The sequence below is a fragment of the Mesorhizobium sp. M7A.F.Ca.MR.176.00.0.0 genome (assembly GCF_004023165.1).
Taxonomy (GTDB): domain Bacteria; phylum Pseudomonadota; class Alphaproteobacteria; order Rhizobiales; family Rhizobiaceae; genus Mesorhizobium.
Genome location: NZ_RZTC01000030.1, coordinates 23,513 through 44,927 on the forward strand (window position 1 = coordinate 23,513; position 21,415 = coordinate 44,927).

Sequence of the window (21,415 nt, forward strand, 5' to 3'; positions counted from 1 at the left end):
CTCGGACAATATGAGAAAGGCCAGCGCGAGCCGGCCTTTCTCATTCATCACACGAAGTACTGCTTGCTCACTACTGCGCGGGCGCAGGAGCTGGTGTTGCCGGAGCCGGCTCGGCAGGCTTCTCGGGTGTGATGCTCTTCGTGGTAGAATTATCCGTTGCCGGAGGCGTCGCGGCCGGCGGCGTGGCTTCCGGAGTAGCCGGCTTCATCGGTTCCTCGGCAGCCGGCGGATTGGTGCTCTGGGTAGTGGTATTGTCCGTACCGCTGTCACTGCAGGCGGCGACGCCAAGCAAGGCCAGAGCGGAAACGGAAGCGAGAATGAGCTTTTTCATTTGTCTCTCCTTCAACACACGCTCACGTTGCCGTGAGCGGTCGAAGGACAAATGCGTCAGACGGCCATGAGTTTCGTAACGTTGCGTTTCGACATGTAACATCGTCTGGTTCATTTGCGATTGCCGCTCAGGCCGTGGCGAACTAACAGAATGTGCCGAACCACCGATCGAACGTAAAAGCGCCAGGGGCTGTCATGACCGAAAAATGGGATTTCTGGATCGACCGCGGCGGCACATTCACCGATATCATCGGCCGAGATCCGGAAGGCGGGCTGCACCCGCGCAAGCTTCTCTCCGAAAATCCCGAAGCCTACAACGATGCTGCCATCCAGGGCATTCGCGACCTTCTTGGCTTGTCGGCCGGCGACACGATCCCGAGCGGCCTGATCGGCGACATCAAGATGGGCACCACGGTTGCAACCAATGCGCTGCTGGAGCGCAAGGGCGACCGCGTGCTTTTGCTCATCACCAAGGGCTTTCGCGACGCGCTGAAGATCGCCTACCAGGCGCGTCCGGACATCTTCGCCAAGGAGATCATCCTTCCCGAACAGCTCTACGAGCGCGTCATCGAAATCAACGAGCGCGTGCGCGCCGATGGCCGCGTCGAACAATTGCTCGACATCGCCGCCTGCCGGCCGGCGATCGAACAGGCCAGGGCCGATGGCATCGATGCGGTCGCCATCGTCTTCATGCACGCCTGGAAATACCCCGACCACGAGAAGGCGGTGGCAAAAGTCTGCCGCAAACTTGGTTTCAGCCAGGTCTCGGTCAGCCACGAAGTCTCGCCACTGATCAAGCTGGTCGGCCGCGGCGACACCGCGGTGGTCGACGCCTATTTGTCGCCGATCCTGTCGCGCTATGTGCAAAGGGTGGCGGGAGAGCTGGGCGCGGCGCCAAGCTCCCCCCTTGTGGGGGAGATCGGCCAATCGCCCCGCCTGATGTTCATGATGTCGTCGGGCGGTCTCACCGCTGCCGACATGTTCCAGGGCAAGGACGCACTACTGTCAGGACCGGCCGGCGGCGTCGTCGGCATGGTCGAGACGGCCAGGCTCGCCGGCTTCGACAAGGTCATCGGCTTCGACATGGGCGGCACCTCCACCGATGTCGCCCACTATGACGGCGAATACGAACGCGCCTTCGACACCGAGGTCGCCGGCGTGCGCATCCGCGCGCCGATGATGCGCATCCATACCGTCGCCGCCGGCGGCGGCTCGATCCTGCATTGCGAGGCCGGTCGCTTCCGGGCCGGACCTGACTCGGCTGGCGCCAATCCCGGCCCGGCAGCCTACCGGCGCGGCGGCCCGCTCGCCGTCACCGACGCCAACGTCATGCTTGGCAAGCTGCAGCCCGATTTCTTTCCGGCTATATTCGGACCCGGCCAGGACGAGCCGCTCGACGTCGAGACGGTGCGAGCAAAATTTGCGGCACTCGCCGCCGAAATCGGCGATGGCCGGTCGCCCGAGACTGTCGCCGAAGGGTTCGTCACCATCGCCGTGGAGAACATGGCCAACGCCATCAAGAAGATCTCTGTCCAGCGCGGCTACGACGTCACCGAATATCTCCTGAACTGTTTTGGCGGCGCCGGCGGCCAGCACGCTTGCCTGGTCGCCGATGCGCTCGGCATGGAGGCGGTGCTGATCCATCCCTTCTCCGGCCTGCTGTCGGCCTATGGTATCGGCCTGTCATCGGTCTTTGCCTCGCGCCAGCAGGCGCTGCTGAAACCGCTTGCCGAAGAGTCCAGAATGGAGATCGGCAACCTCATTGCCATTTTGAGAAAAGCCGTTGTCGCCGAACTCGCGGCGCAAGGCATCGGCGAGGATACGGTCGCCACGAAGCCGGTGCTGCACATTCGCTATGACGGCACCGACACGACACTGCCGGTGAATTTCGAGGCGGATTCGATTTTCCAGGCCAGGCGCGATTTTGAAAGCGCCCACAAGGCGCAGTTCGGTTTCGTCGGTTTTCGTCTATGACGACAAGCCGATGATCGTCGAGACCGTCGGCGTCGAAGGCACGGACACCGGCGGCACCGGGCGCGACGAAACTGAATCGCGAACCGAAGACCTTGCCGTAAGCCCTTCGCAAACCCGCGAAATCTTCACCGAGGGAGAGTGGCGCACTTCACCCATCTTCCGCCGCGAAGCGCTGAAGCCGGGAAACAGGGTTGCCGGACCTGCCTTGATTATCGAGCCGAACCAGACGATCGTCATCGAGCCGGGCTGGCTGGCCGAAATCACCGCCAGGAACCATGTGCTCCTGCGCCGTGTCGAGAAAAAGCGCCGGCAGGCAGCGCTCGGCACGGAGGCCGATCCGGTCATGCTGGAGGTCTTCAACAACCTGTTCATGTCGATCGCCGAGCAGATGGGCGTGACGCTGCAGAACACCGCCTATTCCGTCAACATCAAGGAAAGGCTGGATTTTTCCTGCGCCGTCTTCGATCGCCATGGCGCGCTGGTCGCCAATGCGCCGCACATGCCGGTGCATCTGGGCTCGATGGACCGCTCGGTCGAAACCATCATCCGGCTGAATTCCGGCGACATCCACCCCGGCGACGTCTTTGCCCTCAACGCGCCCTACAATGGCGGCACGCATCTGCCCGACATCACCGTGGTGACGCCGGTGTTTTCCCTCCCCCTCGAGGGGAGGGTGGCCGCGCAGCGGCCGGGTGGGGTCCTCTCGGAAGGCACCGCAAGAGCGTCGAACCCGGTCGATCCGACCCCCTCCGGCGGCTTCGCCGCCACCTCCCCCTCGAGGGGGGAGGAAATCCTGTTCTGGGCCGCCTCGCGCGGCCATCATGCCGATATCGGCGGCACGGCACCCGGCTCGATGACGCCGCTCGCCACCACGGTCGACGAGGAAGGCGTGCTGTTCGACAATTTCCGCATCGTCGACCGCGGAAAATTCCGCGAGAAGGAGCTGGAAACGCTGCTCACCGACCACCGCTATCCAGCTCGCAATCCGCACCAGAACATCGCCGACCTCAAGGCGCAGATCGCCGCCAACGAAAAGGGCGTCGCGGAACTGCGCAAGATGGTCGTGCATTTCGGCCTCGATGTCGTCGAGGCCTATATGGGCCATGTCCAGGACAATGCGGCCGAAAGCGTGCGCCGCGTGCTGGAGCGGCTGCCCGACAGTTCGCAGTACGAATACCCGACCGACACCGGCCAAATCATCAAGGTGAAGATCACGGTCGACCGGCAAAAGCGCGAGGCGACCGTCGACTTCACCGGCACCTCGCCGGTGATGAAGAACAATTTCAACGCGCCGGAACCCGTCGCCCGCGCCGCCGTGCTCTATGCCTTCCGCGTCATGGTCGAGGACATGATCCCGATGAATGCCGGGTGCCTGCGGCCCATCAACATCATCATTCCCGACGGCTGCATGCTGAAACCCGCCTACCCCGCCGCCGTCGTCGCCGGCAATGTCGAGACCTCGCAGCACGTCACCAACGCGCTGTTCGGCGCCATGGGCGCCATGGCCAACGCGCAAGGCACGATGAACAACCTGACCTTCGGCAACAAGACATACCAGTATTACGAGACGATCTGCTCCGGCTCGCCGGCCGGCCAGATGAATTCCGGCCGCGGCTTTGCCGGCACCTCCGGCGTCCACACCCACATGACCAATTCGCGCCTCACCGATCCGGAAGTGCTGGAGCTGCGCTTTCCCGTTCTGCTCGAGGATTTCCACATTCGGGAAGGATCCGGCGGCAAAGGCAAATGGAGCGCCGGCGACGGCACCAGGCGCACCATCCGCTTCCTCGAAAAGATGGAATGCGCGATCCTGTCCTCGCACCGCAACCGGCCGCCGCAAGGGCTGGACGGTGGCGGCGATGGCGAGGTCGGGTCGACCAAGGTCCGCCGCAAGGACGGTGCGATCGACGTGCTAAAAGCCTGCGACCAGACCCTGCTTCAGGCCGGCGACGCCGTCATCCTGACGACGCCGACGCCGGGGGGATTCGGCAAGCTGTAAGAAGGCGTCAACAGGCTGTCACCGGGCTGTCATGCCCCTGCGCTACCCGCTTGCGGCAAAGCAAATGGGGAATCATCTTGCCATGACGGACGTTTCCGCAGATCTGGTTTTTCGCCGCGGCAAGGAAGTTGGAAAGGCCGTCTACCAGAACCGCCCGCTGTCGAAGGCCGGCATTTCGGAGCGGCTGTTCGCCTTCCTGTTCTCCGGCCTCGTCTACCCCCAGATCTGGGAAGACCCCGATGTCGACATGGAGGCGATGCAGCTTGGCCAGGGCCACCGCGTCGTCACCATCGCCTCCGGCGGCTGCAACATTCTGGCCTACCTCACGCGCTCGCCGGCCCGGGTCGACGCCGTCGACCTCAACACCGCGCACATCGCGCTGAACCGCATGAAGCTGGAGGCGGTGCGCCGCCTGCCATCGCAGGGCGACCTGTTCCGCTTCTTCGGCGCCGCCGACACCAGCCACAATTCGAAATCGTATGACCGTTTCATCGCGCCGCATCTCGATCCTGTCAGCCGTCACTACTGGGAGCGCCGCAACTGGCGCGGTATCAGGCGCATCACTGTGTTCGACCGCAATTTTTACCAGACCGGCCTGCTCGGCCTGTTCATCGCCATGGGCCATCGCACGGCAAAGTTCTTCGGCGTCAATCCAGCCGCCATCATGCAGGCCAGGAACATCGGCGAGCAGCGCCGCTTCTTCAACGAGGAGCTGGCGCCGGTCTTCGACAAGAAGCTTTTGAAATGGGCGACGTCGCGCAAGGCCTCGCTATTCGGCCTCGGCATCCCGCCGGCGCAGTACGATTCGCTGATCACTTCTGGCGACGGCACCATGGCCAGCGTGCTGAAAGCCCGGCTGGAAAAGCTCGCTTGCGATTTTCCGCTTGAGAACAACTACTTCGCCTGGCAGGCCTTCGCCCGGCGCTATCCGAACCCCGGCGAGGCCGCCCTGCCCGCCTATCTCGAAAAACAGAATTACGAGACCATCCGCGGCAATGTCGACCGCGTCGCCATCCACCATGCCAATCTGATCGAATTCCTCGCCGGCAAGGATGCAGGCTCCGTCGACCGCTTCGTCCTGCTCGACGCGCAGGACTGGATGACCGATGACCAGCTCAACGCGCTGTGGGCGGAGATCACCCGCACCGCGTCAGCCGGCGCCCGCGTCATCTTCCGCACCGCCGCCGAACCCAGCCTGCTGCCGGGTCGCGTCTCCAACTCGCTGCTTGAGCAGTGGGATTATCAGGACGAGGCTTCGCGCGAATTTTCGGCCCGCGACCGCTCGGCCATCTATGGCGGCTTCCACCTCTACCTAAAGCGCGCGGCATGAGCACCAGCGAGCTGCCGGCCAGCCCCGAATTCAAGGCCAACCACGCCGAACTGATGGACGGCGTCTACCGCTGGCAGCGCCATATCTACGACCTGACCCGCAAATACTACCTGCTCGGCCGCGACCTAATGATCTCGGGGCTCGACGTGCCTGTCGGTGGTACCGTGCTGGAGCTCGGCTGCGGCACCGGCCGCAACATCATCCTGGCTGCCCGCCGCTATCCCGATGTCCTCTTCTACGGCCTCGATATCTCGGCCGAAATGCTGGAAACGGCCGGAAAGGCGATCGACCGCGAGGGCCTGTCCGGCCGCGTCGTGCTGGCAAGGGGCGATGCCACCGATTTCGATGCCCGTGCACTCTTCGGTGTCGAACGCTTCGACCGTGTCTTCGTGTCCTATTCGCTGTCGATGATCCCCGGTTGGGAAAAAACTGTGTCGGCAGCGCTTGCCGCCCTGTCGCCGAACGGTTCGCTGCACATCATCGATTTCGGCCAGCAGGAAGGCCTGCCCGGCTGGTTCCGGACCTTGCTGCGCGGCTGGCTGAAAAAATTCCACGTCGCGCCGCGTGAATCGTTGCGCGAAGTGCTGGAATCGGAATCTCGGCGAACCAGCGCAAGCTTCCGTTTCCGTACGCTTTATCGCGGCTATGCCTGGCTGGCGGTTATCAAGATCACTTCCTGAATATTGCCGTGGGAAAGGCACATAAAGGCGAAGCAGCCACGATCCGTTGGATCAACGTTGCCTTATGACCCCGAGAGCGGTACACTATCTCACATGCATGGAAGCATGTGGTGATCATCGGCTTCAGGGATGAATGGCTGCGCGCCTTCGTCGTGGAAGACACCCATTCTCGCAACATTCCGTCCGATCTCGAAAGCCGTTTGTTCCGCAAGCTCCAGATGATTGACGACGCGATGATCGATCAGGATTTGCGTGTGCCGCCCAGCAATCATTTCGAGAAGCTGCGCGGTATTCTCGAAGGCTTCCATTCAATACGCGTCAACAAGCAATGGCGGCTGATCTTCCGCTGGGACGGCGGCCGCGGTGAGGCGTCGGACATCTATCTCGACGACTACAGCTATAGATGAGGTGAGAACATGTTGATGACCGCACGCAAGCCGGCAACGGTTGGCGAAATTCTCACGGAAGAATTCATGCAGCCGCTTGGCCTGACGCAGGCGGCTTTGGCCGAGGCGATGGGGGTCCAGCGCAAGCATGTGAACGAATTGTGCAACGACCGCCGCAACGTGACGGCGGCGACCGCGCTTATTCTGGCGCGGGTGTTCGGCAACAGCCCGGACTTCTGGTTGAACGTCCAGCGCCGCAGCGATCTTTGGCAGGTCATGAACTCGCCCGACGAGCGGGCGCGAGTTGACCGCGCCAAGCCATTGGCGACAGCTGCATAGCAAGAGTTTGCGCCGCGCTAATGCAGCGCCTTGATCAGCGCCCCCACCATCGTCTGCGGCCGGTAGCCGAGCTTGGCAGGCGTTAGCCCCAGCCGCACCACCACCAACTGCTCCGAGGGGATGATGGCAACCGTCTGCCCGTCATGGCCTTCCATCCAGTACGTGTCCTTGGGCAGGCCTGCCGCGACGCCGGCGCCCGGGTTTTCCTCATCGCCCGGGGCCTCGATCCACAACTGGCCCTTGCCGTAGACCTTCGAGGCGGATGCCGGCTCGCGCATCCAGTCGACGAAGCCAACCGGCAGGATCTGGTTGCCGTCCCATACGCCGCCTTGCAGCAGGAACTGGCCGAAGCGCGCCCAGTCATGCGCGGTTGCGTAGAGATAGGACGAGCCGACGAAAGTGCCCTGCTCGTCGGTCTCGAGCACCGCGCTGTGCATGCCGAGCGGCTCGAACAGCGCCGTGCGCGGCCATGTCAGTGCCTTGGCCTTGTCGCCGATCGCGTCCTGCCAGAGCCGCGACAGCATCACCGCCGTACCGCTCGAATAGGAAAACACCTTGCCGACCTCGGCCGCCAGCGGCTTTGATTCGGCAAAGCCCGCCATGTCAGGTTCGAGATAGAGCATGCGCGTGACGTCGGCGACGTCGCCATAATCCTCGTTGAACTCCAGCCCGCTCGACATCGCCATCATCTCGGCAAGGCTGATGGCGGCGCGGCCGTCCGCCTTCCACGGCGCGAACAGGTTTTTGTCGTCGAAAGCCATCTTGCCGTCCTTGACCAACGTACCGACGATGGCGGCGTTCACCGTCTTGGTCATCGACCAGCCGAGCAGCGGCGTTTTGGCGGAAAAGCCCTCGCTGTAGCGCTCGGCGACGACGCGGCCATTCTTGACCACCACCACCGCCCGCATGCCGGTGCCGGTCAGCGCCGCATCGTCGAGCAGTTTGGCAACAACCGGATCCTGCGATGCCTCGACCCGCTCGCCTTCCGGCCACAGGTCGCCCATGGTGGCCGCCGACGGCTCCGCCTGGATCGCGGTCCGCCGCGCCTTGCCGACATCGCCGTCCGGAACCGAAGCGCAGCCAAGCCCGTCGCGGGCGACAGCGACGCTCTTGCCGAGAAACCCGAACAGGCCGGCAGACACCGTTCCCCTGTTCTTGTCCACCGAAACACGCATTAACCGCAGCAGGGGATGCCCGGGCGCCTGCACGTCGACGGCCAGCACCTCATTGGCGTCCCGGCCGGCGATGAAGACATTCGAGCAGACGATCTTGGCCGAATAGCCGGAACCGACGCGGATCAATTCGGGCGGCGCGATGTATAGCCACGCAAACAGCGCGGCGACCGCCAGCACGATCAGGCCAAGCAGCCATCTGACGATCTTGACGACGATCCGCATTTATTTCCTCCGGGCCCTGCGCGACCCTTATGTCATCGATTTGCCGCCATTGCTTCCGCAAATCACAATGCTTGTCGAGCGCCATCAACGGATTATCAACCATGATCGGCGATCACAGGATATGCTGAGCGATGCTGTGGGGCGATCGCTCGGAGGGGGCCCGATCACAAGCCGGCCATCAGGTATAGACCCATCAGCGACCGGCTGAATCCGGCTCGGGAATTGCGATGCGCCGTCTTGCGGGCCTCATTATGCTAGCGCTGCTTGGCGCGTGCTCGACAGTAGACGATCTCTCGCCACTGTCGCCGTCGGCGTCGAGCAGCCCGACGGTCACTGTCCGGGCGCCGCGCTTTGCCGATTCCAAGCCGCATGAATGGGAGAGCGGCGCGCCGTGGAACTATGCCGTCCACGGCACCGATGTTTCCAAATACCAGACCTCGGTCGACTGGCCGGCGGCCAAGGCCAGCGGCATCTCCTTCGCCTTCATCAAGGCGACCGAGGGCGGCGATCGCTTCGATGAATACTTCAACGAGCATTGGACCCGGACCAAAGCTACGGGCGTTCCCCGCGCCGCCTATCACTTCTACTATTTCTGCACCCCGGCTGCCGTGCAGGCGCGCTGGTTCATCCGCAACGTCCCCGTCGATCGCTCGGCGATGCCGCCGGTCCTCGACATGGAATGGAACCCACAATCGCCGACCTGCAGGCTGCGTCCCGACGCCGCCACGGTGCGCGCGGAGATGACCACCTTCCTCGAGATCGTCGAACGCCACTACGGCAAGAAGCCGATCATCTACACCTCGGTCGACTTCTTCGACGACAACGGCCTGGCGGGGTTTCGCGGCTATCCGTACTGGCTGCGTTCTGTCGCCGGCCATCCACGTGAGAAATACGGCAGCCACCCCTTCACATTCTGGCAGTACACAGGAACCGGGATCATTCCGGGCATGACCGGCAAGGCCGACATCAACGTCTTCAACGGCAGTGAAGCCACCTGGAACAAGTGGCTGCGGCAGAACACCCGTTGACACCGGTTCAACGGCAGCACCGCCCTGGATCAATCACTCCAGCAGAGCTTCCGTTGAACCGGTGCAACGGCAGCACCGCCATGGATCAATCACTCCAGCAGAGCTTCCGTTGAACCGGTTCAACGGCAGCACCGCCATGGATCAAATCACTCCAGCAGAGCTTCCGTTGAACCGGTGCAACGGCAGCGAGTCCGTCCGAGATAAGAAGCTCCGCAGAACACTGTTGACACCGTGCAACGGCAGAGAAGCTGGCGGAATAAGGGGCTGCGGCACAAGAACCGTTGACACCGGGCCTGCCGCCTGCTTTTCGACACAGCCAGCGGTGAAAAGTGCAACCGCCGGCAATTCAGGGCGTTGGGCCTCCGGGGGAGCACAACAACTGCCCGCTATTCGTTTCGAGAGGAAGCTGATGCGACTGCGTTCCAAAGTCCTCGCGGCTGCGCTGACCCTGTGTGCCACGGCCTTGCCGGCGATGGCGCAGGAATGCGGCGGCGACTTCGAGACGTGGAAGCAGGGCGTCGCCGCGGAAGCCAAGGCGGCCGGCGTCGGCACTGCCGGTCTCGACGCCCTTGAAGCGGCAACCTTCGACGACAAGGTGTTGGCACGCGACCGCGCCCAGGGCGTCTTCACCCAAACCTTTGTCGAGTTTTCCAACCGCATGATCTCGGCCTATCGCCTGAAGCAAGGTGCGGCGAACATGAAGAAATACGCGGATGTCTTCGCCCGCGCCGACCAGCAGTTCGGCGTCCAGGCGCCGATCATCGCCGCCTTCTGGGCGCTGGAGACCGATTTCGGCGCCGTGCAGGGCGACTTCCACACGCTGAGCGCCCTGGTGACGCTGTCGCATGATTGCCGGCGCCCGCAACTGTTTCGGCCTCAGTTGATACCGCTTCTGCAATTGATCGATCGCGGCGTGCTGCCGGCCGATGTCAGGGGCGCCTGGGCCGGCGAGATCGGGCAGACGCAGATCCTGCCCTCAGATTATCTGGCACGCGGCGTCGACGGCGACGGCGACGGCAAGATCGACCTGCGCGGCAGCGTGCCCGATGTGATCATGACCACCGCCAACAAAGTGCTGTCGCGCGGCTGGAAACGCGACCAGCCCTGGATCCAGGAAGTCCGCGTGCCCGAAGACATGCCGTGGGACCAGACCGGTCGCACCAACAAGCTGCCGCTGTCGCAGTGGGCGCAATGGGGCGTCACCTACCCCAGCGGCGCGCCGCTGGTCGACAACGGCCTCAAGGCAGGCTTGGCGCTGCCCATGGGCCGTAAGGGGCCCGCCTTCCTCGCTTATGACAATTTCGACGTCTATCTCGAGTGGAACCAGTCCTTCACCTATGCGCTGACCGCGGCCAACCTCGCCGCCAGGTTGGCGGGAGAAGAACAGTTCGATCCGCGCAATCCCGAGACCGGCCTCAACAACGAGCAGATGAAGGCGCTGCAGACCAAGCTCGAAGCCAGAGGCTACGATGTCGGCACTGTCGACGGCATTTTGGGTACCAACACCCGCGAGGCGATCCGCAAGGAGCAGATGCGGCTAGGCCTGCCGGTGGATGGCTGGCCGACGCCGGAGCTGCTGGGGAAATTGTAGGCAGTAGGCAGTAGGCAGTAGAAAATTACTCCGAAGCAGTGCCTGCCACCCTATCCCTATTCCCTATTCCCTATTCCCTATTCCCTATTCCCTAATCCGCCATTGTCTCCAAACTCGCAAACCCCTGCGGCGCGTCGCCCTCGTCGAACGGCGTCGTCACCTCGACGAAGGTGTCGGGGTAAAAGCCGTTGAAGCGGGTCCGCAGCGAGAGCGAATAGGCGCCGATATGGCCGATCTCGATCCAGTCGCCGGTATCGACCGTTTCCGGCAGCCAGAACGGCCGCGACAGGATGTCGACGGAATCGCAGGTCGCCCCGCAGACCTTGAACGGCACGATGTTCTTTTCCTCGCCATTGCGCGAGCGGATCGCCGGATCAGGAATGAAGCGGGCCGGCAGCGTGATCTTTCCGGTCCATGAATCCGACAGCGACGCCCAGATGCCGTCATTGATGTAGAGCCGCTTTCCCTTGCGCAGCAGCACCCGCACGATCAGCGACAGGCAGCGCGCCACGATTACGCGGCCCGGCTCGGCCACCAGCGGCATCTGGTCGAACTGATACTCTTTCAGATCGCCCGAAAGCCGCGACATGATCTGGCCGAGCGACGGCATCTCGATCTGCTTGCGGTTGGGGTCATGGCCGTATTCGGCGGGGAAACCGCCGCCGACGTCGAGCCCGGCAATATCGAAGGTCAGCCGGTTGCGCACCCAATCGGCGGAAGCCAGTGCCCGCTCATAGGTGTCGGGATCCTCGATCTGACTGCCGACATGGAAACACAGGCCAACCTTGTAGCCGGTGCGGTTCAGCCGCTCGGCCAGTTCGACGGCATAGGCCGGCCCGGCGCCGAACTTCTTCGACAACTCGTAAGCGGCATGGCCCTTGGTCTGCACCCGCACGAACACGCTGATCGAGCCCGGATCGATGTCGAGCGCCCGCACCACTCGCGTCAGCTTGGTGATCTCGTCCTCATGATCCAGCGAAATGACGCGGATGGCGTATTTCTCCAGCGCCAGCTTGATATCCGACTGCGCCTTGACCGGATGCATGTAGAGCATCTCGGCATCGGGAGAGACGGCACGCACGGCGGCGAACTCGCCCGGCGACGCGACGTCGAAAGCCTTGACGCCGGCTTCGACCAGCGTCTTCAGCACGATCTGCTCGCCATTGGTCTTGACCGCATAGGCGGTCTTGCCCGGGAACATGCCCATGAACTGCCTGGCATCCGCCATCAGCACCTGCGGGCGGAAGCAATAGACCGGATCGTCCGGGCGAAGCGCCAGTGCCGCCTCGCGGGCATTCTCGAATCGCTGCATCGACGAATCCTTGATCTAGCCTGCGCACAATTAATCCAAGCTAGCGGCTAATGAAAACAATTCTGTGTCTCGTACGGCTGACGCTGGGGCGCTAGGTCTTGGCGGCAGGCGTTTGCCATCAATCACGTTTCGGGTGGCCCTTGTCTCCGAACCGGATATGGCTTCTGCCTGACTGGCATACGTCTGGGAGGGCGACTCACATGGCAATGGCCGCGACATCCGCACCACGCGGACCGATGGTGCTCAAGGATTGGGGGCAACTCCTGCTGCTCGGCGCGATCTGGGGCGGCTCGTTCTTCTTTGCGCGCATCGCGGTGGCGGAACTCCCCCCGCTGGTGCTGGTGCTGTTTCGCGTCGCCATCGCCGCGATTGCGCTGCAGATCTATCTCGGTCTGCGTGGCCCGTCCTTTCGCCTCGCGCTTCCGCATGCCGGCCTGTTCTTCCTGCTGGCGCTCACCAACAATGTCGTGCCCTTCTCGCTGATCTTCGCCGGCCAGACGGAGCTCGGAGCCGGCATCGCCTCGGTGCTCAACGCGACAACGCCGTTCTGGACGTTGATCCTCGCCAACGCGCTGACATCGGACGAAAAGCTGTCCTGGAACAAGCTCGCCGGCATTGCGCTCGGCATCGCCGGCACGGCTGTCATGATCGGCCCCGGCCTGCTTGCCGGGCTCGGCGGCCCGGTCTGGGCCAAATTCGCGCTGATCGGGGCGTCGCTGTCCTATGCCGTCGCGCTGATGGTCGCCCGCCGCTTCACGGGCGTGCCCTCGCCGATCATCGCCACCGGACAGTTGACGGCATCGACCATCATCATGATCCCGATCGTGCTCTTTACCCACGGTCCATCCGGGTTGTTTTCGGCCTCGCCCCCGGTCTGGACGGCGGTGCTGGCGCTGGCGCTTCTGTCCACTGCCTTCGCCTACATCCTCTATTTCAACCTCGTCGCCTCGGCCGGCGTGACCAACGCTTCGCTGGTCACGCTTGTCGTACCGGCCAGCGCGATGCTGCTCGGCTTCCTGTTCCTTGGCGAGCGGCTGGAGCTGTTCGAAATCGGCGGCGTGGTGCTGATCGCGCTCGGCCTCGTCACCATTGACGGGCGGCTGTTCGGCCGACGTTAGAGCGCCGCGCGTCCACTGGACGCGCAAAGGATGCTCTAACCACCCAATTGCCCCCCGCATCGCGAAAGTTGAATTCGGCTTCCGCAGCGGTAGCGCTGCCATGACACGGCAGCGACACGAGTCGGCCACATTTTATTCACAGGCCTGAAGCTGGTTTTTGCTTAGGAGTTTCAAAGCCTAACGGCAAAAGACATGTCGCGGATTTCACAATCACGTCGCAATGCAGCACATTTTCCGCTTGCCTGTGGCACAAATGAACCTAGACTCCGTGACATAGCTCTTTAAGAGGAGGCTATGTCATGGGACTTACGAGGCCTATCAACGCATTGATGATCTGTGCTGCGTTCGCCTTTATCGGAGCCCTTATTATGGGCTTCCTTCCCTGACCGCCAAAGCGGGGAAGACCAGCACCCAAATAGTCCAACCAATTCAAAAGGCCGGGTTTTTCCCGGCCTTTTGTCGTTCAACCCACTCTCATGCCGCAGCTGATCCGGCGGCCGCCGCCTCGTGCGAGCGGATGCCGATCATATGACAGATGGCAAAGACCAGATCGGCGCGGTTCATGGTGTAGAAGTGGAAATCGCCGACACCGCGCTCGACCAGGTCCATCACCTGTTCGGCCGCCACCGCCGACGCCACCAGCGCATGCGTCTGCGGGTCCCGGTCGAGGCCTTCGAAACGCTCCGCCAGCCAGCCGGGCACATGCGCGCCCGCCCTCGCGGAAAAGTTCGCGACCTGCTTGAAACTGTGAACCGGCTGGATACCCGGCACGATCGGGATGTAGATGCCGGCGCGGCGGACGCGCTCGACATAGCGCTCGTAGAGATCGTTGTCGAAAAAGAACTGCGTGATGGCACGCGTCGCGCCATTGTCGACCTTGCGCTTCAGCATCTCGATGTCGGTGGCGAAATCGGGGCTTTGCGGATGTTTTTCCGGATAGGCCGCGACGGAGATGTCGAAATCAGCAATCGCTTTGAGCCCGGCGACCAGCTCCGCGCCGTTCTCGTATCCACCGGGATGCGGCCGATACGGTCCGCCGACGCCGGAAGCCGGATCGCCGCGCAGCGCCACGAACCGGTTGATGCCGATCGATTTGTAATCCTGGATGACCGCGTCGACCTCGTCGCGCGTTGCCCCGACACAGGTCAGATGCGCCGCTGCAGGAATACCGGTTTCCGTCAGGATGCGCTTTACAGTGCGCGCGGTGCGCTCTCGCGTCGAGCCGCCGGCGCCGTAGGTCACCGAGACGAATTTCGGCTTCAGCGGCTCCAGCCTTGTCACCGTCTCCCACAGCCTCGCTTCCATCTCGTCGGTCTTCGGCGGGAAGAATTCGAAGGAAACCCTGACCTTGTCGCCAATGTCGGGGCGGCGGGAAAAGCGGAACTGGTTCATCAGGCGGTTTCCCTTATCTGCCTTGTGTCGTTGGAAGGATCGGCGATCAAGAGGCGCCGGTCGCGGCCAAGCCAGAGTTTTACGGTGAGCCTGGCCTCGTTGCCGCCGCGCGGCTCGAATTCCTGACTGTCTTCAAGATCGAGGCCGGCTTCCGAAAACCAGTCGGCGATCTGCCGGTCGGAAAAGCCGAGCCGCATATGCGCGTGCTCCTCACGCAGGAATTCCAGCGCATGCGGCGCGAAATCGACGATGACCAGGCGTCCGGCCGGACGCAAAAGCCGCGCCGCCTCGTGGATGGCACGGGCGGGATCGTCGAGGTAGTGCAGCACCTGATGGATGGTGACGAGATCGAAGGCATCGCGCTCGACCGGCGGCGCGAAGATGTCGCCCTGCCGAACCTGCGCATTCGAAACGCCGGCCTTGTCCAGATTGGCGCGCGCCACGGTCAGCATCTCGCGCGACATGTCGATGCCGACACCACGCCGATAAAGCGGCGAGAAGATTTCAAGCAGCCGCCCGGTGCCGGTGCCGAGATCGAGCATCGACTGGAACGGCCGCTTGCCGACCAGTTTCAGCATTGCGGCTTCGACGGCGCGGTCCGGCACATGCAGCGATCGGATATGGTCCCAGCTTGCCGCATTCACGGAAAAATACGCGACCGCCCGGTCCTGCCGCTTGCGCTTGACCGAGGCCAGGCGCTCAAGATCGCGTTCGACCTGCGGATCGGCGCCGCGAATGCCGGAAACCAGCCCCATGACGAAGTCACGCGCGGAATCCGCATCCGACAGGCGGAAGAAGGCCCACGACCCTTCCTGATAGCGGCCGATCAGTCCGGCCTCCAGAAGCAGCTTCAGGTGCCGCGAAACGCGCGGCTGCGACTGGCCGAGAATTTCGGTAAGATCGGAAACGGTGAGGTCACCGCGCGACAGAAGTGCCAGTATGCGCAATCGGCTGGATTCGGCCGCCGCCTTTAACGTATCCACCATAGTGTCGAGCGAGACATGCATCAGCGTATTCTCTTTGAAAAGATATAAACATATGTTTATGTCGATTTTCGAGACCTTGCAAGCGCAATGTCGCTTGCGGACAAGAAAATGCCGTTTGTGTGGCGCTTTAAGAGACGTGGACCATGACTGAAACGCGTGAGATGTTCGAGGCGCGCGAAGGCGAGCAGAGGCTGGAGAACGATCCGGCCTTGATGCCGCCTGATGGCGGGATCGTCTTCATCGGCCGCATTGCCTCGCCATGGACGACGCGCGAAACCTGCCCGAAGAACATGCGCGCCGCGCGCGAGACCGGGCAGAAGGCGGTGCTGACCATCGACGCAGCCTACCGAAGTGGCCTGCAGGGGCTGGAGCGCGCCAGCCACGTCATTATCCTGTCCTGGCTGCATCATGCGCCGCGAGACCTGATTGTGCAGAAACCGCGCCATGCCGCTGAAGCGAAAGGCGTATTTTCGCTGCGCTCCCCTGCCCGCCCCAACCCCATCGGGCTGCATGTGGTCCGGCTCGTCGCGCTCGACCAACGCACCGGCCGCATCGATCTCGACGCCATTGACGTGCTCGACGGCACGCCGGTCATCGACATCAAACCTTATTTCGCCTCGACCGACGCTATTGCCGAGGCGACCATCGAAGGGCGCGACGAGCCCGATCGGACCCGGCGATGACAGCGCCGACCGGCCGCCGCCGCGCCATCGCCAAGGCGCTGACCGCTCTTCTGCCGCTGGCGCCCTATGCCGACATGGAGAAGATCCGCGGCGACGCCGGCGCGGTCCACATGAAGACCTTGCCGCCGGGCATCGCCGTATGGTTGGCGACGATTGCCCATATCCGCCACATGCACACCGATTACGAAAAACTGCTGAGCGAAGGCTATGACCGCGACTCGGCGCGTTTCTTTGTCATCGAGCAGACCAACATCGTGCTCACCCGCTGGCGCGCAACCCGCCTGCTCGACGCCGACGACGAGGAGGAATGACCACGGCTACTTCCGCTTCAGCACGGCGACCGCATTGTAGGGCTGGCCATCGGCGTGGCCGACCCAAATCCAGGACAGATTGCCCTTGTAAAACCTTACGGTGATGTTGCCGCCGTCGATGCACTTGTCCTGACCGTAGGTGATGCTCTCGTGGTATTCCGCTGAAATGTCGTCCCTGGACGTCTGTGACAGCGATCCGCCGCAGCCGAGTGACGGATAGTCGATCGACGCGCTGCCATCGTTGATGGTCATGGCAATCGCCCAGTCGGCGCCGGCATCGCCAGCCGGGCTCTGGTGGCCATTGCCTACCCAGGTGCCGCTCAGCGACGGCACGTTCACCGCGCAAGGCACATTCTGGAAGGTCGCCGTCAATTCGCCGCCGGTTTTCTCGCAGCGATAGGTCTGGCCGCTCTGGCACAATTCCTCGCCTTCGCGCGCGCACTGGGCGCGGGCGTCGCCCGCAGCGGCGAACATCATCATTGCCGCTGTGACGGCCCCAAACCTACCCATTTTCCCCTCCCGTTCAGACCCGGAACGATAGGGCAATCGCGATCGAATGTATCGGCCAGATCGTCATGGAGGCCGAACAACGCCGGGCGGGTGGCTCTATGCCTTCTGCCCAGCGCCGCTAGCCTCTCGCCTGCGTGACAGGAGGCCCCGATGAGCCGGACAATGGCAACACAGGACGAGAAGCAACTGCCCGTGGTTGGCGACCGCCATGTCGACCCGCACTCCTATCCCGAGGGCGTCGCCTTCCTCGATGGCCAATACCTGCCGATGTCGCAGGCCAAGATCTCGGTGCTGGACTGGGGTTTTCTGCATTCCGACGCCACCTACGACACCGTGCATGTCTGGAATGGCCGCTTCTTCCGCCTCGATTTGCATCTCGAGCGCTTCTTCGGCGGGCTGGAAAAGCTGCGCATGACCATTCCCTTCGATCGCGACAGCGTGACAGAAATCCTGCACAATTGCGTGGCGCTGTCCGGTCATCACGCCGCCTATGTCGAAATGCTGTGCACACGCGGCGCCTCGCCGACTTTCAGCCGCGACCCGCGCCAGGCGGTCAACCGCTTCATGGCGTTCGCCGTGCCGTTCGGCTCGGTCGCCAATGCCGAGCAGTTGCAGCGCGGCCTGCGTGTCGCCATCAGCGACAAGATGCGCATTCCGCCGGCCTCGATCGACCCGGCGATCAAGAACTACCACTGGCTCGATCTGGTGCGCGGCCTCTACGATGCCTATGATCGCGGCGCCGAGACCGCGTTGATCCTCGACTTCAACGGCAATGTCGCCGAGGGTCCGGGCTTCAACGTCTTCTGCGTCAGGGACGGCAAGCTGTCGACGCCTTCCATTGGCGTGCTGCCGGGCATAACCCGCCGCACCGTCTTCGATCTCTGCGCCGAACAAGGTCTTGCCGCCACCGCGGCCGATGTCAGCGTCACTGCATTGCGCGAGGCCGACGAGGTCTTCATCACCTCGACCGCGGGCGGCATCATGCCGGTGACCGAGATCGACGGCGCGGCGATCGCCAACGGCAAGGTCGGACCGATCACCAGCCGGCTGATGGCGCTCTATTGGGAGAAGCACGAGGATCCGGCGTGGTCGTCTCAGGTGAATTATCCCTGATAATTCAGGCGTCTTTTTCGAAAGATTCCGGTCGCCTCTGGAAAATCAGAGGACGGACCGTATATGCCCGAAAGCGGAGAAGCCTCCGCTTTCACGCAAAATCACGCCCGCAGGGGCAAGGACTCCAAGATCATGACATCAAAGGTTTGGTTCATCACCGGATCGTCGAAGGGCTTTGGTCGCGTCTGGGCCGAGGCTGCACTCGCGCGCGGCGACAGCGTCGCGGCCACCGCCCGCGATGCCGGCACGCTCGCCGATCTCGTCGAGAAATACGGCGACAGGATTGCCGCGATAAAGCTCGACGTCACCGACAAGAAAGCCGTCGATGCCGCAGTCGCCGAGGCGCACAAGCGTTTTGGCCGGCTCGACGTCGTCGTCAACAATGCCGGCTACGGCCATTTCGGCGCCATCGAGGAGGTCAGCGAACAGGAAGCTCGCGACCAGATCGAAACCAATGTCTTCGGCGCGCTGTGGGTCACTCAGGCCGCACTGCCGATCATGCGGGCGCAGCGTTCCGGCCACATCATCCAGATTTCGTCGATCGGCGGCGTCAATGCCTTTGCCTCGCTCGGCCTCTACCACGCCTCGAAATGGGCGCTGGAGGCCTTCAGCCAGTCGCTGAGCATCGAGGTCGCGGAATTCGGCATCCATGTGACGCTGGTCGAACCGGGCGGCTTCTCCACCGACTGGGCCGGCCCGTCGGCCAAGATCTCTCAGCCGATCGAGGCCTATGCGCCCGCCCGTGCGAAGATGGCAGAGCGCCGCGCCAATTCCGTTGCCGGCGATCCAGAGGCCACCGGGCCGGCGATGCTGGCCATTGTCGACGCCGCCGAGCCACCGCTCAGGGTGTTCTTCGGCGACGGCGGCCTGCCGATGATACGCCAGGAATACGCCAACCGACTCGCCACATGGGACAAGTGGGACCACGTTTCCGTTATGGCGCAAGGCGCCAAGAAGAACCGCAAAGCTAACGCCTAGTGAGCTTGGCTACGCCGCCACGGCGGCGTAGCTCCTGCCCTCTGGTTGCCGCACAGCTATGCCGAATAGATCCACTGCTCCGGCACGCGCACCGAGATTTCTTCGCGGACCCTGACCGTTCCGGGCTTCTCGACCCAGGCGACGACGCCGCGCAGCCGTTTCGCGACTTTTGGGAACAACAGCGCGCCGGCTTCGACGTCGGCCATTCCGGCGTTTTCGGCGAGCGACCGGCCGGCGATGCGGCAAGGTCCGTTCTGTGCGTCAATCTTGATGGTGACGCCGCCCTTGAAGAACAGCAGCGTGCCGGCCGGCAGCATCGAGAGGTTCGGCACCCCTTCGATCACAAGATTGGCGCCGATCCACTCCGGCCTGATCTCGGCCAGGCCCATGCGTTGGGCAACAACCGCCAGTTCGTCCGCTGCCACTATGGACAATTGCCGTTCGTTGCGCATTTCGGTGCCGCGCGGATACCAGGGCTCGCGCCCGCCCGCGCGGCGTGTCGGTCCGGCATGAAAATCGCCTGCTATGCCATCGAAATCCAGCAGCAATTCGTCCACCGGGCGCGTCTGAAAATGATCCGCCGGCGCCACGTAAAGCGCTGCCGCCTTGGCGGCAAGCTTTCGCGCGGGGATGATTTCGATCGGCTTTTCAGCCTCGGGGAAGAGATCCAGCATGGCGTTCTTTTCTCTCGTCATCCAGCGAATTAGCCGGGCGGACTTCGCGGCGTCCAGTCGAAAGTGCTGATCGTCCGATCAACGTCACCGATGGGATGGCGATCGCCAGGCGAGTGCCGTTCGCACCAGCCTAACGCAACAAGGCGTATTGAGCGCCAAAGTGTATTCCGAGCACAGGAACGGAGCGTACTTTTGGGTACGTGAGTTCAGCCCTACCGCGACGCGGGGAAGCGTAGCCATTCGCCGGGCGGCCTCACCTGAATATCGACATAGCTAGAGCATCCGCAGCAGCGCACCGCCTATCGAATACCCCGCGCCAAAGGCGCAGATCAGGCCGAAATCGCCAGGCTTCATGTCGGCGTGGTTTTCCGACAGCGCGACGATGGCGCCGGCGCCCGCCGTGTTGCCCAGCCGCTCCAGCACCATCGGCGCGCGGTCGTGGTCGACCTCGTGGCCGAACGACAGTTTCAGGATCATCGCATTCATGCGTGCATTGGCCTGATGCAGCCAGAAGCGCCTGATCGCCTGCGGCGTCAGCCCGTGCTCGGCCAGGAATTCGACGATGAATTTCTGCCCGGCAACGGTGACTTCCTTGAACACCTTGTTGCCGACCTGCTTGATCAGATTGCCTTCCAGATTGATCATGTAAGGATCATCCTGGGCGGTGCGGGTGTGATAGCCCAGATTGGTGCGGATGTTGTTCGACATCTGCGTCCAGACGCGCGTGTCGAGCACTTCGAAGCGCCCCGGCCGCTTGTCGCCCTTGGCCAGCCCTTCGACCACCATCGACACCGAAGCGTCGCCGAAGATGAAATGCGTCTGCCGGTCGCGAAAATTGAGATGGCCGGTGATGATCTCGGGCGTCGTCACCAGAATGCGCTTGTGCGCGCCCGACCGCACCAAATTGACGGCTATGTGCAAGGCGGCCGCCGCCGAAGAACAGCCAAGCCCCATGTCAAAGCCCGCGCCCTTCGTCCCCAGCGCCTCCTGCATTTCGATGGCGATCGCCGGATAGGGCCGCTGGTGATGCGAGGCCGAGCAGATCACCAGGTCTATATCCGACGGCTGCAGCCCGGCATGGTCGAGGGCCTTCTTCGCCGAGGCTATGCCGAACTCGGCCTCCAGCGACAGCGCATCGTCGGGCCGTGCGGGAATGCGCGGCGCCATCCGAGTCGGGTCGAGGATGCCCTCGCGCTCGATCACATGACGGGTGCGCACGCCCGAGGCGTGGACGATGAAGTCGCTGTCCGATTTCGGCAGCGGCGGCTCGCCAGTATCCTGGCG

The 21,415-nt window shown here is 63.1% G+C and carries 21 protein-coding genes; 13 read left to right on the forward strand and 8 right to left on the reverse strand.

All coding sequences use genetic code 11. The features are described 5' to 3' along the window. Nucleotides 1–70 precede the first annotated feature (70 nt). Nucleotides 71–331, reverse strand: a complete 261-nt coding sequence (locus EOB59_RS12710) for a hypothetical protein (protein ID WP_081734943.1) — start codon at nucleotides 329–331, stop codon at nucleotides 71–73. Nucleotides 332–525: 194 nt separating this feature from the next. On the opposite strand from EOB59_RS12710, the gene EOB59_RS36220 reads away from it, so the two are divergent. The 6 genes from EOB59_RS36220 (at nucleotide 526) to EOB59_RS12735 (ending at nucleotide 7,038) form a co-directional block, all read left to right on the forward strand. Next, nucleotides 526–2,304 carry a hydantoinase/oxoprolinase family protein gene (locus tag EOB59_RS36220; RefSeq protein WP_245486608.1) on the forward strand — a complete coding sequence of 593 codons (1,779 nt, stop codon included), beginning with the start codon at nucleotides 526–528 and terminating at the stop codon, nucleotides 2,302–2,304. Next, nucleotides 2,255–4,303 carry a hydantoinase B/oxoprolinase family protein gene (locus EOB59_RS36225; protein WP_245486609.1) on the forward strand — a complete coding sequence of 683 codons (2,049 nt, stop codon included), beginning with the start codon at nucleotides 2,255–2,257 and terminating at the stop codon, nucleotides 4,301–4,303. Before EOB59_RS36220 ends, EOB59_RS36225 begins: the two co-directional genes overlap by 50 nt. 31 nt (nucleotides 4,304–4,334) lie before the next feature. Next, nucleotides 4,335–5,633: a DUF3419 family protein gene (locus EOB59_RS12720; RefSeq protein ID WP_128288474.1), complete on the forward strand. Its 1,299-nt coding sequence runs from the start codon at nucleotides 4,335–4,337 to the stop codon at nucleotides 5,631–5,633. Further along, nucleotides 5,630–6,313, forward strand: coding sequence for a class I SAM-dependent methyltransferase (locus EOB59_RS12725; RefSeq protein WP_128288475.1), 684 nt, complete (start codon nucleotides 5,630–5,632; stop codon nucleotides 6,311–6,313). Before EOB59_RS12720 ends, EOB59_RS12725 begins: the two co-directional genes overlap by 4 nt. A gap of 110 nt (nucleotides 6,314–6,423) precedes the next feature. After that, nucleotides 6,424–6,720 (forward strand): type II toxin-antitoxin system RelE/ParE family toxin, encoded by a 297-nt coding sequence (locus EOB59_RS12730; protein ID WP_128288476.1) that lies wholly within the window; start codon nucleotides 6,424–6,426, stop codon nucleotides 6,718–6,720. A 9-nt stretch (nucleotides 6,721–6,729) separates the two neighbouring features. Then, nucleotides 6,730–7,038 carry a HigA family addiction module antitoxin gene (locus EOB59_RS12735; protein ID WP_023813159.1) on the forward strand — a complete coding sequence of 103 codons (309 nt, stop codon included), beginning with the start codon at nucleotides 6,730–6,732 and terminating at the stop codon, nucleotides 7,036–7,038. Nucleotides 7,039–7,055: 17 nt separating this feature from the next. Here EOB59_RS12735 and EOB59_RS12740 read toward each other — a convergent pair whose 3' ends face one another. After that, a complete protein-coding gene (locus tag EOB59_RS12740; protein WP_128288477.1) occupies nucleotides 7,056–8,435 on the reverse strand; it encodes a serine hydrolase in 1,380 nt (459 codons plus the stop codon). A 227-nt stretch (nucleotides 8,436–8,662) separates the two neighbouring features. On the opposite strand from EOB59_RS12740, the gene EOB59_RS12745 reads away from it, so the two are divergent. Both EOB59_RS12745 and EOB59_RS12750 read left to right on the forward strand, forming a co-directional pair. After that, nucleotides 8,663–9,463, forward strand: a complete 801-nt coding sequence (locus EOB59_RS12745; protein WP_127321779.1) for a GH25 family lysozyme — start codon at nucleotides 8,663–8,665, stop codon at nucleotides 9,461–9,463. A 409-nt stretch (nucleotides 9,464–9,872) separates the two neighbouring features. Further along, nucleotides 9,873–11,054 (forward strand): lytic murein transglycosylase, encoded by a 1,182-nt coding sequence (locus EOB59_RS12750; protein ID WP_128288478.1) that lies wholly within the window; start codon nucleotides 9,873–9,875, stop codon nucleotides 11,052–11,054. A gap of 91 nt (nucleotides 11,055–11,145) precedes the next feature. Here EOB59_RS12750 and EOB59_RS12755 read toward each other — a convergent pair whose 3' ends face one another. Continuing rightward, the gene (locus EOB59_RS12755) at nucleotides 11,146–12,366 is read right to left on the reverse strand and encodes an alanine racemase (RefSeq protein WP_013530936.1); all 1,221 of its coding nucleotides are present in this window, start codon (nucleotides 12,364–12,366) and stop codon (nucleotides 11,146–11,148) included. Between the two features lie 200 nt (nucleotides 12,367–12,566). Here EOB59_RS12755 and EOB59_RS12760 point away from each other — a divergent pair, with 200 nt between their 5' ends. Next, nucleotides 12,567–13,484 carry a DMT family transporter gene (locus EOB59_RS12760; RefSeq protein WP_128288479.1) on the forward strand — a complete coding sequence of 306 codons (918 nt, stop codon included), beginning with the start codon at nucleotides 12,567–12,569 and terminating at the stop codon, nucleotides 13,482–13,484. A 474-nt stretch (nucleotides 13,485–13,958) separates the two neighbouring features. Here the strand turns inward: EOB59_RS12760 and metF are convergent, their stop codons facing one another. Both metF and EOB59_RS12770 read right to left on the reverse strand, forming a co-directional pair. Continuing rightward, the gene (metF, locus tag EOB59_RS12765) at nucleotides 13,959–14,876 is read right to left on the reverse strand and encodes a methylenetetrahydrofolate reductase [NAD(P)H] (RefSeq protein WP_023813165.1); all 918 of its coding nucleotides are present in this window, start codon (nucleotides 14,874–14,876) and stop codon (nucleotides 13,959–13,961) included. Beyond that, nucleotides 14,876–15,883, reverse strand: a complete 1,008-nt coding sequence (locus EOB59_RS12770; RefSeq protein WP_023813166.1) for a metalloregulator ArsR/SmtB family transcription factor — start codon at nucleotides 15,881–15,883, stop codon at nucleotides 14,876–14,878. Before EOB59_RS12770 ends, metF begins: the two co-directional genes overlap by 1 nt. Before the next feature lie 122 nt (nucleotides 15,884–16,005). Here EOB59_RS12770 and tsaA point away from each other — a divergent pair, with 122 nt between their 5' ends. After that, nucleotides 16,006–16,545, forward strand: a complete 540-nt coding sequence (gene tsaA / locus EOB59_RS12775; RefSeq protein ID WP_128288480.1) for a tRNA (N6-threonylcarbamoyladenosine(37)-N6)-methyltransferase TrmO — start codon at nucleotides 16,006–16,008, stop codon at nucleotides 16,543–16,545. Then, on the forward strand, nucleotides 16,542–16,856 hold the full coding sequence (locus tag EOB59_RS12780; RefSeq protein WP_127322835.1) for a DUF2293 domain-containing protein: 315 nt from the start codon (nucleotides 16,542–16,544) through the stop codon (nucleotides 16,854–16,856). The genes tsaA and EOB59_RS12780 overlap by 4 nt, the downstream gene beginning before the upstream one ends. Before the next feature lie 6 nt (nucleotides 16,857–16,862). Here EOB59_RS12780 and EOB59_RS12785 read toward each other — a convergent pair whose 3' ends face one another. Further along, nucleotides 16,863–17,366, reverse strand: coding sequence for a hypothetical protein (locus tag EOB59_RS12785; RefSeq protein ID WP_128288481.1), 504 nt, complete (start codon nucleotides 17,364–17,366; stop codon nucleotides 16,863–16,865). A 150-nt stretch (nucleotides 17,367–17,516) separates the two neighbouring features. Here EOB59_RS12785 and EOB59_RS12790 point away from each other — a divergent pair, with 150 nt between their 5' ends. Both EOB59_RS12790 and EOB59_RS12795 read left to right on the forward strand, forming a co-directional pair. Further along, nucleotides 17,517–18,479 carry a D-amino acid aminotransferase gene (locus tag EOB59_RS12790; RefSeq protein WP_127809975.1) on the forward strand — a complete coding sequence of 321 codons (963 nt, stop codon included), beginning with the start codon at nucleotides 17,517–17,519 and terminating at the stop codon, nucleotides 18,477–18,479. Nucleotides 18,480–18,611: 132 nt separating this feature from the next. Further along, the gene (locus tag EOB59_RS12795; protein WP_127272444.1) at nucleotides 18,612–19,457 is read left to right on the forward strand and encodes an SDR family oxidoreductase; all 846 of its coding nucleotides are present in this window, start codon (nucleotides 18,612–18,614) and stop codon (nucleotides 19,455–19,457) included. Between the two features lie 56 nt (nucleotides 19,458–19,513). On the opposite strand, the gene EOB59_RS12800 is transcribed toward EOB59_RS12795, so the two are convergent. Then, nucleotides 19,514–20,131: an MOSC domain-containing protein gene (locus EOB59_RS12800; protein ID WP_127809974.1), complete on the reverse strand. Its 618-nt coding sequence runs from the start codon at nucleotides 20,129–20,131 to the stop codon at nucleotides 19,514–19,516. A gap of 273 nt (nucleotides 20,132–20,404) precedes the next feature. Continuing rightward, nucleotides 20,405–21,415, reverse strand: a 1,011-nt coding sequence (locus EOB59_RS12805) for a beta-ketoacyl-ACP synthase III (RefSeq protein ID WP_245486610.1), incomplete at its 5' end; no start/stop codon positions are given.

Excerpts from the sequence above, each read along its gene's own strand:
- EOB59_RS36220 (WP_245486608.1), top strand. The coding sequence starts at position 526 with ATGACCGAAAAATGGGATTTCTGGATCGACCGCGGCGGCACATTCACC.
- EOB59_RS12710 (WP_081734943.1), bottom strand. The coding sequence starts at position 331 with ATGAAAAAGCTCATTCTCGCTTCCGTTTCCGCTCTGGCCTTGCTTGGC.
- EOB59_RS12780 (WP_127322835.1), top strand. The coding sequence starts at position 16,542 with ATGACAGCGCCGACCGGCCGCCGCCGCGCCATCGCCAAGGCGCTGACC.
- EOB59_RS12800 (WP_127809974.1), bottom strand. The coding sequence starts at position 20,131 with ATGCTGGATCTCTTCCCCGAGGCTGAAAAGCCGATCGAAATCATCCCC.
- EOB59_RS12720 (WP_128288474.1), top strand. The coding sequence starts at position 4,335 with ATGCCCCTGCGCTACCCGCTTGCGGCAAAGCAAATGGGGAATCATCTT.
- EOB59_RS12785 (WP_128288481.1), bottom strand. The coding sequence starts at position 17,366 with ATGGGTAGGTTTGGGGCCGTCACAGCGGCAATGATGATGTTCGCCGCT.
- EOB59_RS12770 (WP_023813166.1), bottom strand. The coding sequence starts at position 15,883 with ATGCATGTCTCGCTCGACACTATGGTGGATACGTTAAAGGCGGCGGCC.
- EOB59_RS12795 (WP_127272444.1), top strand. The coding sequence starts at position 18,612 with ATGACATCAAAGGTTTGGTTCATCACCGGATCGTCGAAGGGCTTTGGT.
- EOB59_RS12760 (WP_128288479.1), top strand. The coding sequence starts at position 12,567 with ATGGCAATGGCCGCGACATCCGCACCACGCGGACCGATGGTGCTCAAG.
- EOB59_RS12725 (WP_128288475.1), top strand. The coding sequence starts at position 5,630 with ATGAGCACCAGCGAGCTGCCGGCCAGCCCCGAATTCAAGGCCAACCAC.
- EOB59_RS12755 (WP_013530936.1), bottom strand. The coding sequence starts at position 12,366 with ATGCAGCGATTCGAGAATGCCCGCGAGGCGGCACTGGCGCTTCGCCCG.
- EOB59_RS12740 (WP_128288477.1), bottom strand. The coding sequence starts at position 8,435 with ATGCGGATCGTCGTCAAGATCGTCAGATGGCTGCTTGGCCTGATCGTG.
- EOB59_RS12735 (WP_023813159.1), top strand. The coding sequence starts at position 6,730 with ATGTTGATGACCGCACGCAAGCCGGCAACGGTTGGCGAAATTCTCACG.
- tsaA (WP_128288480.1), top strand. The coding sequence starts at position 16,006 with ATGACTGAAACGCGTGAGATGTTCGAGGCGCGCGAAGGCGAGCAGAGG.
- metF (WP_023813165.1), bottom strand. The coding sequence starts at position 14,876 with ATGAACCAGTTCCGCTTTTCCCGCCGCCCCGACATTGGCGACAAGGTC.
- EOB59_RS12790 (WP_127809975.1), top strand. The coding sequence starts at position 17,517 with ATGAGCCGGACAATGGCAACACAGGACGAGAAGCAACTGCCCGTGGTT.
- EOB59_RS12750 (WP_128288478.1), top strand. The coding sequence starts at position 9,873 with ATGCGACTGCGTTCCAAAGTCCTCGCGGCTGCGCTGACCCTGTGTGCC.
- EOB59_RS12745 (WP_127321779.1), top strand. The coding sequence starts at position 8,663 with ATGCGCCGTCTTGCGGGCCTCATTATGCTAGCGCTGCTTGGCGCGTGC.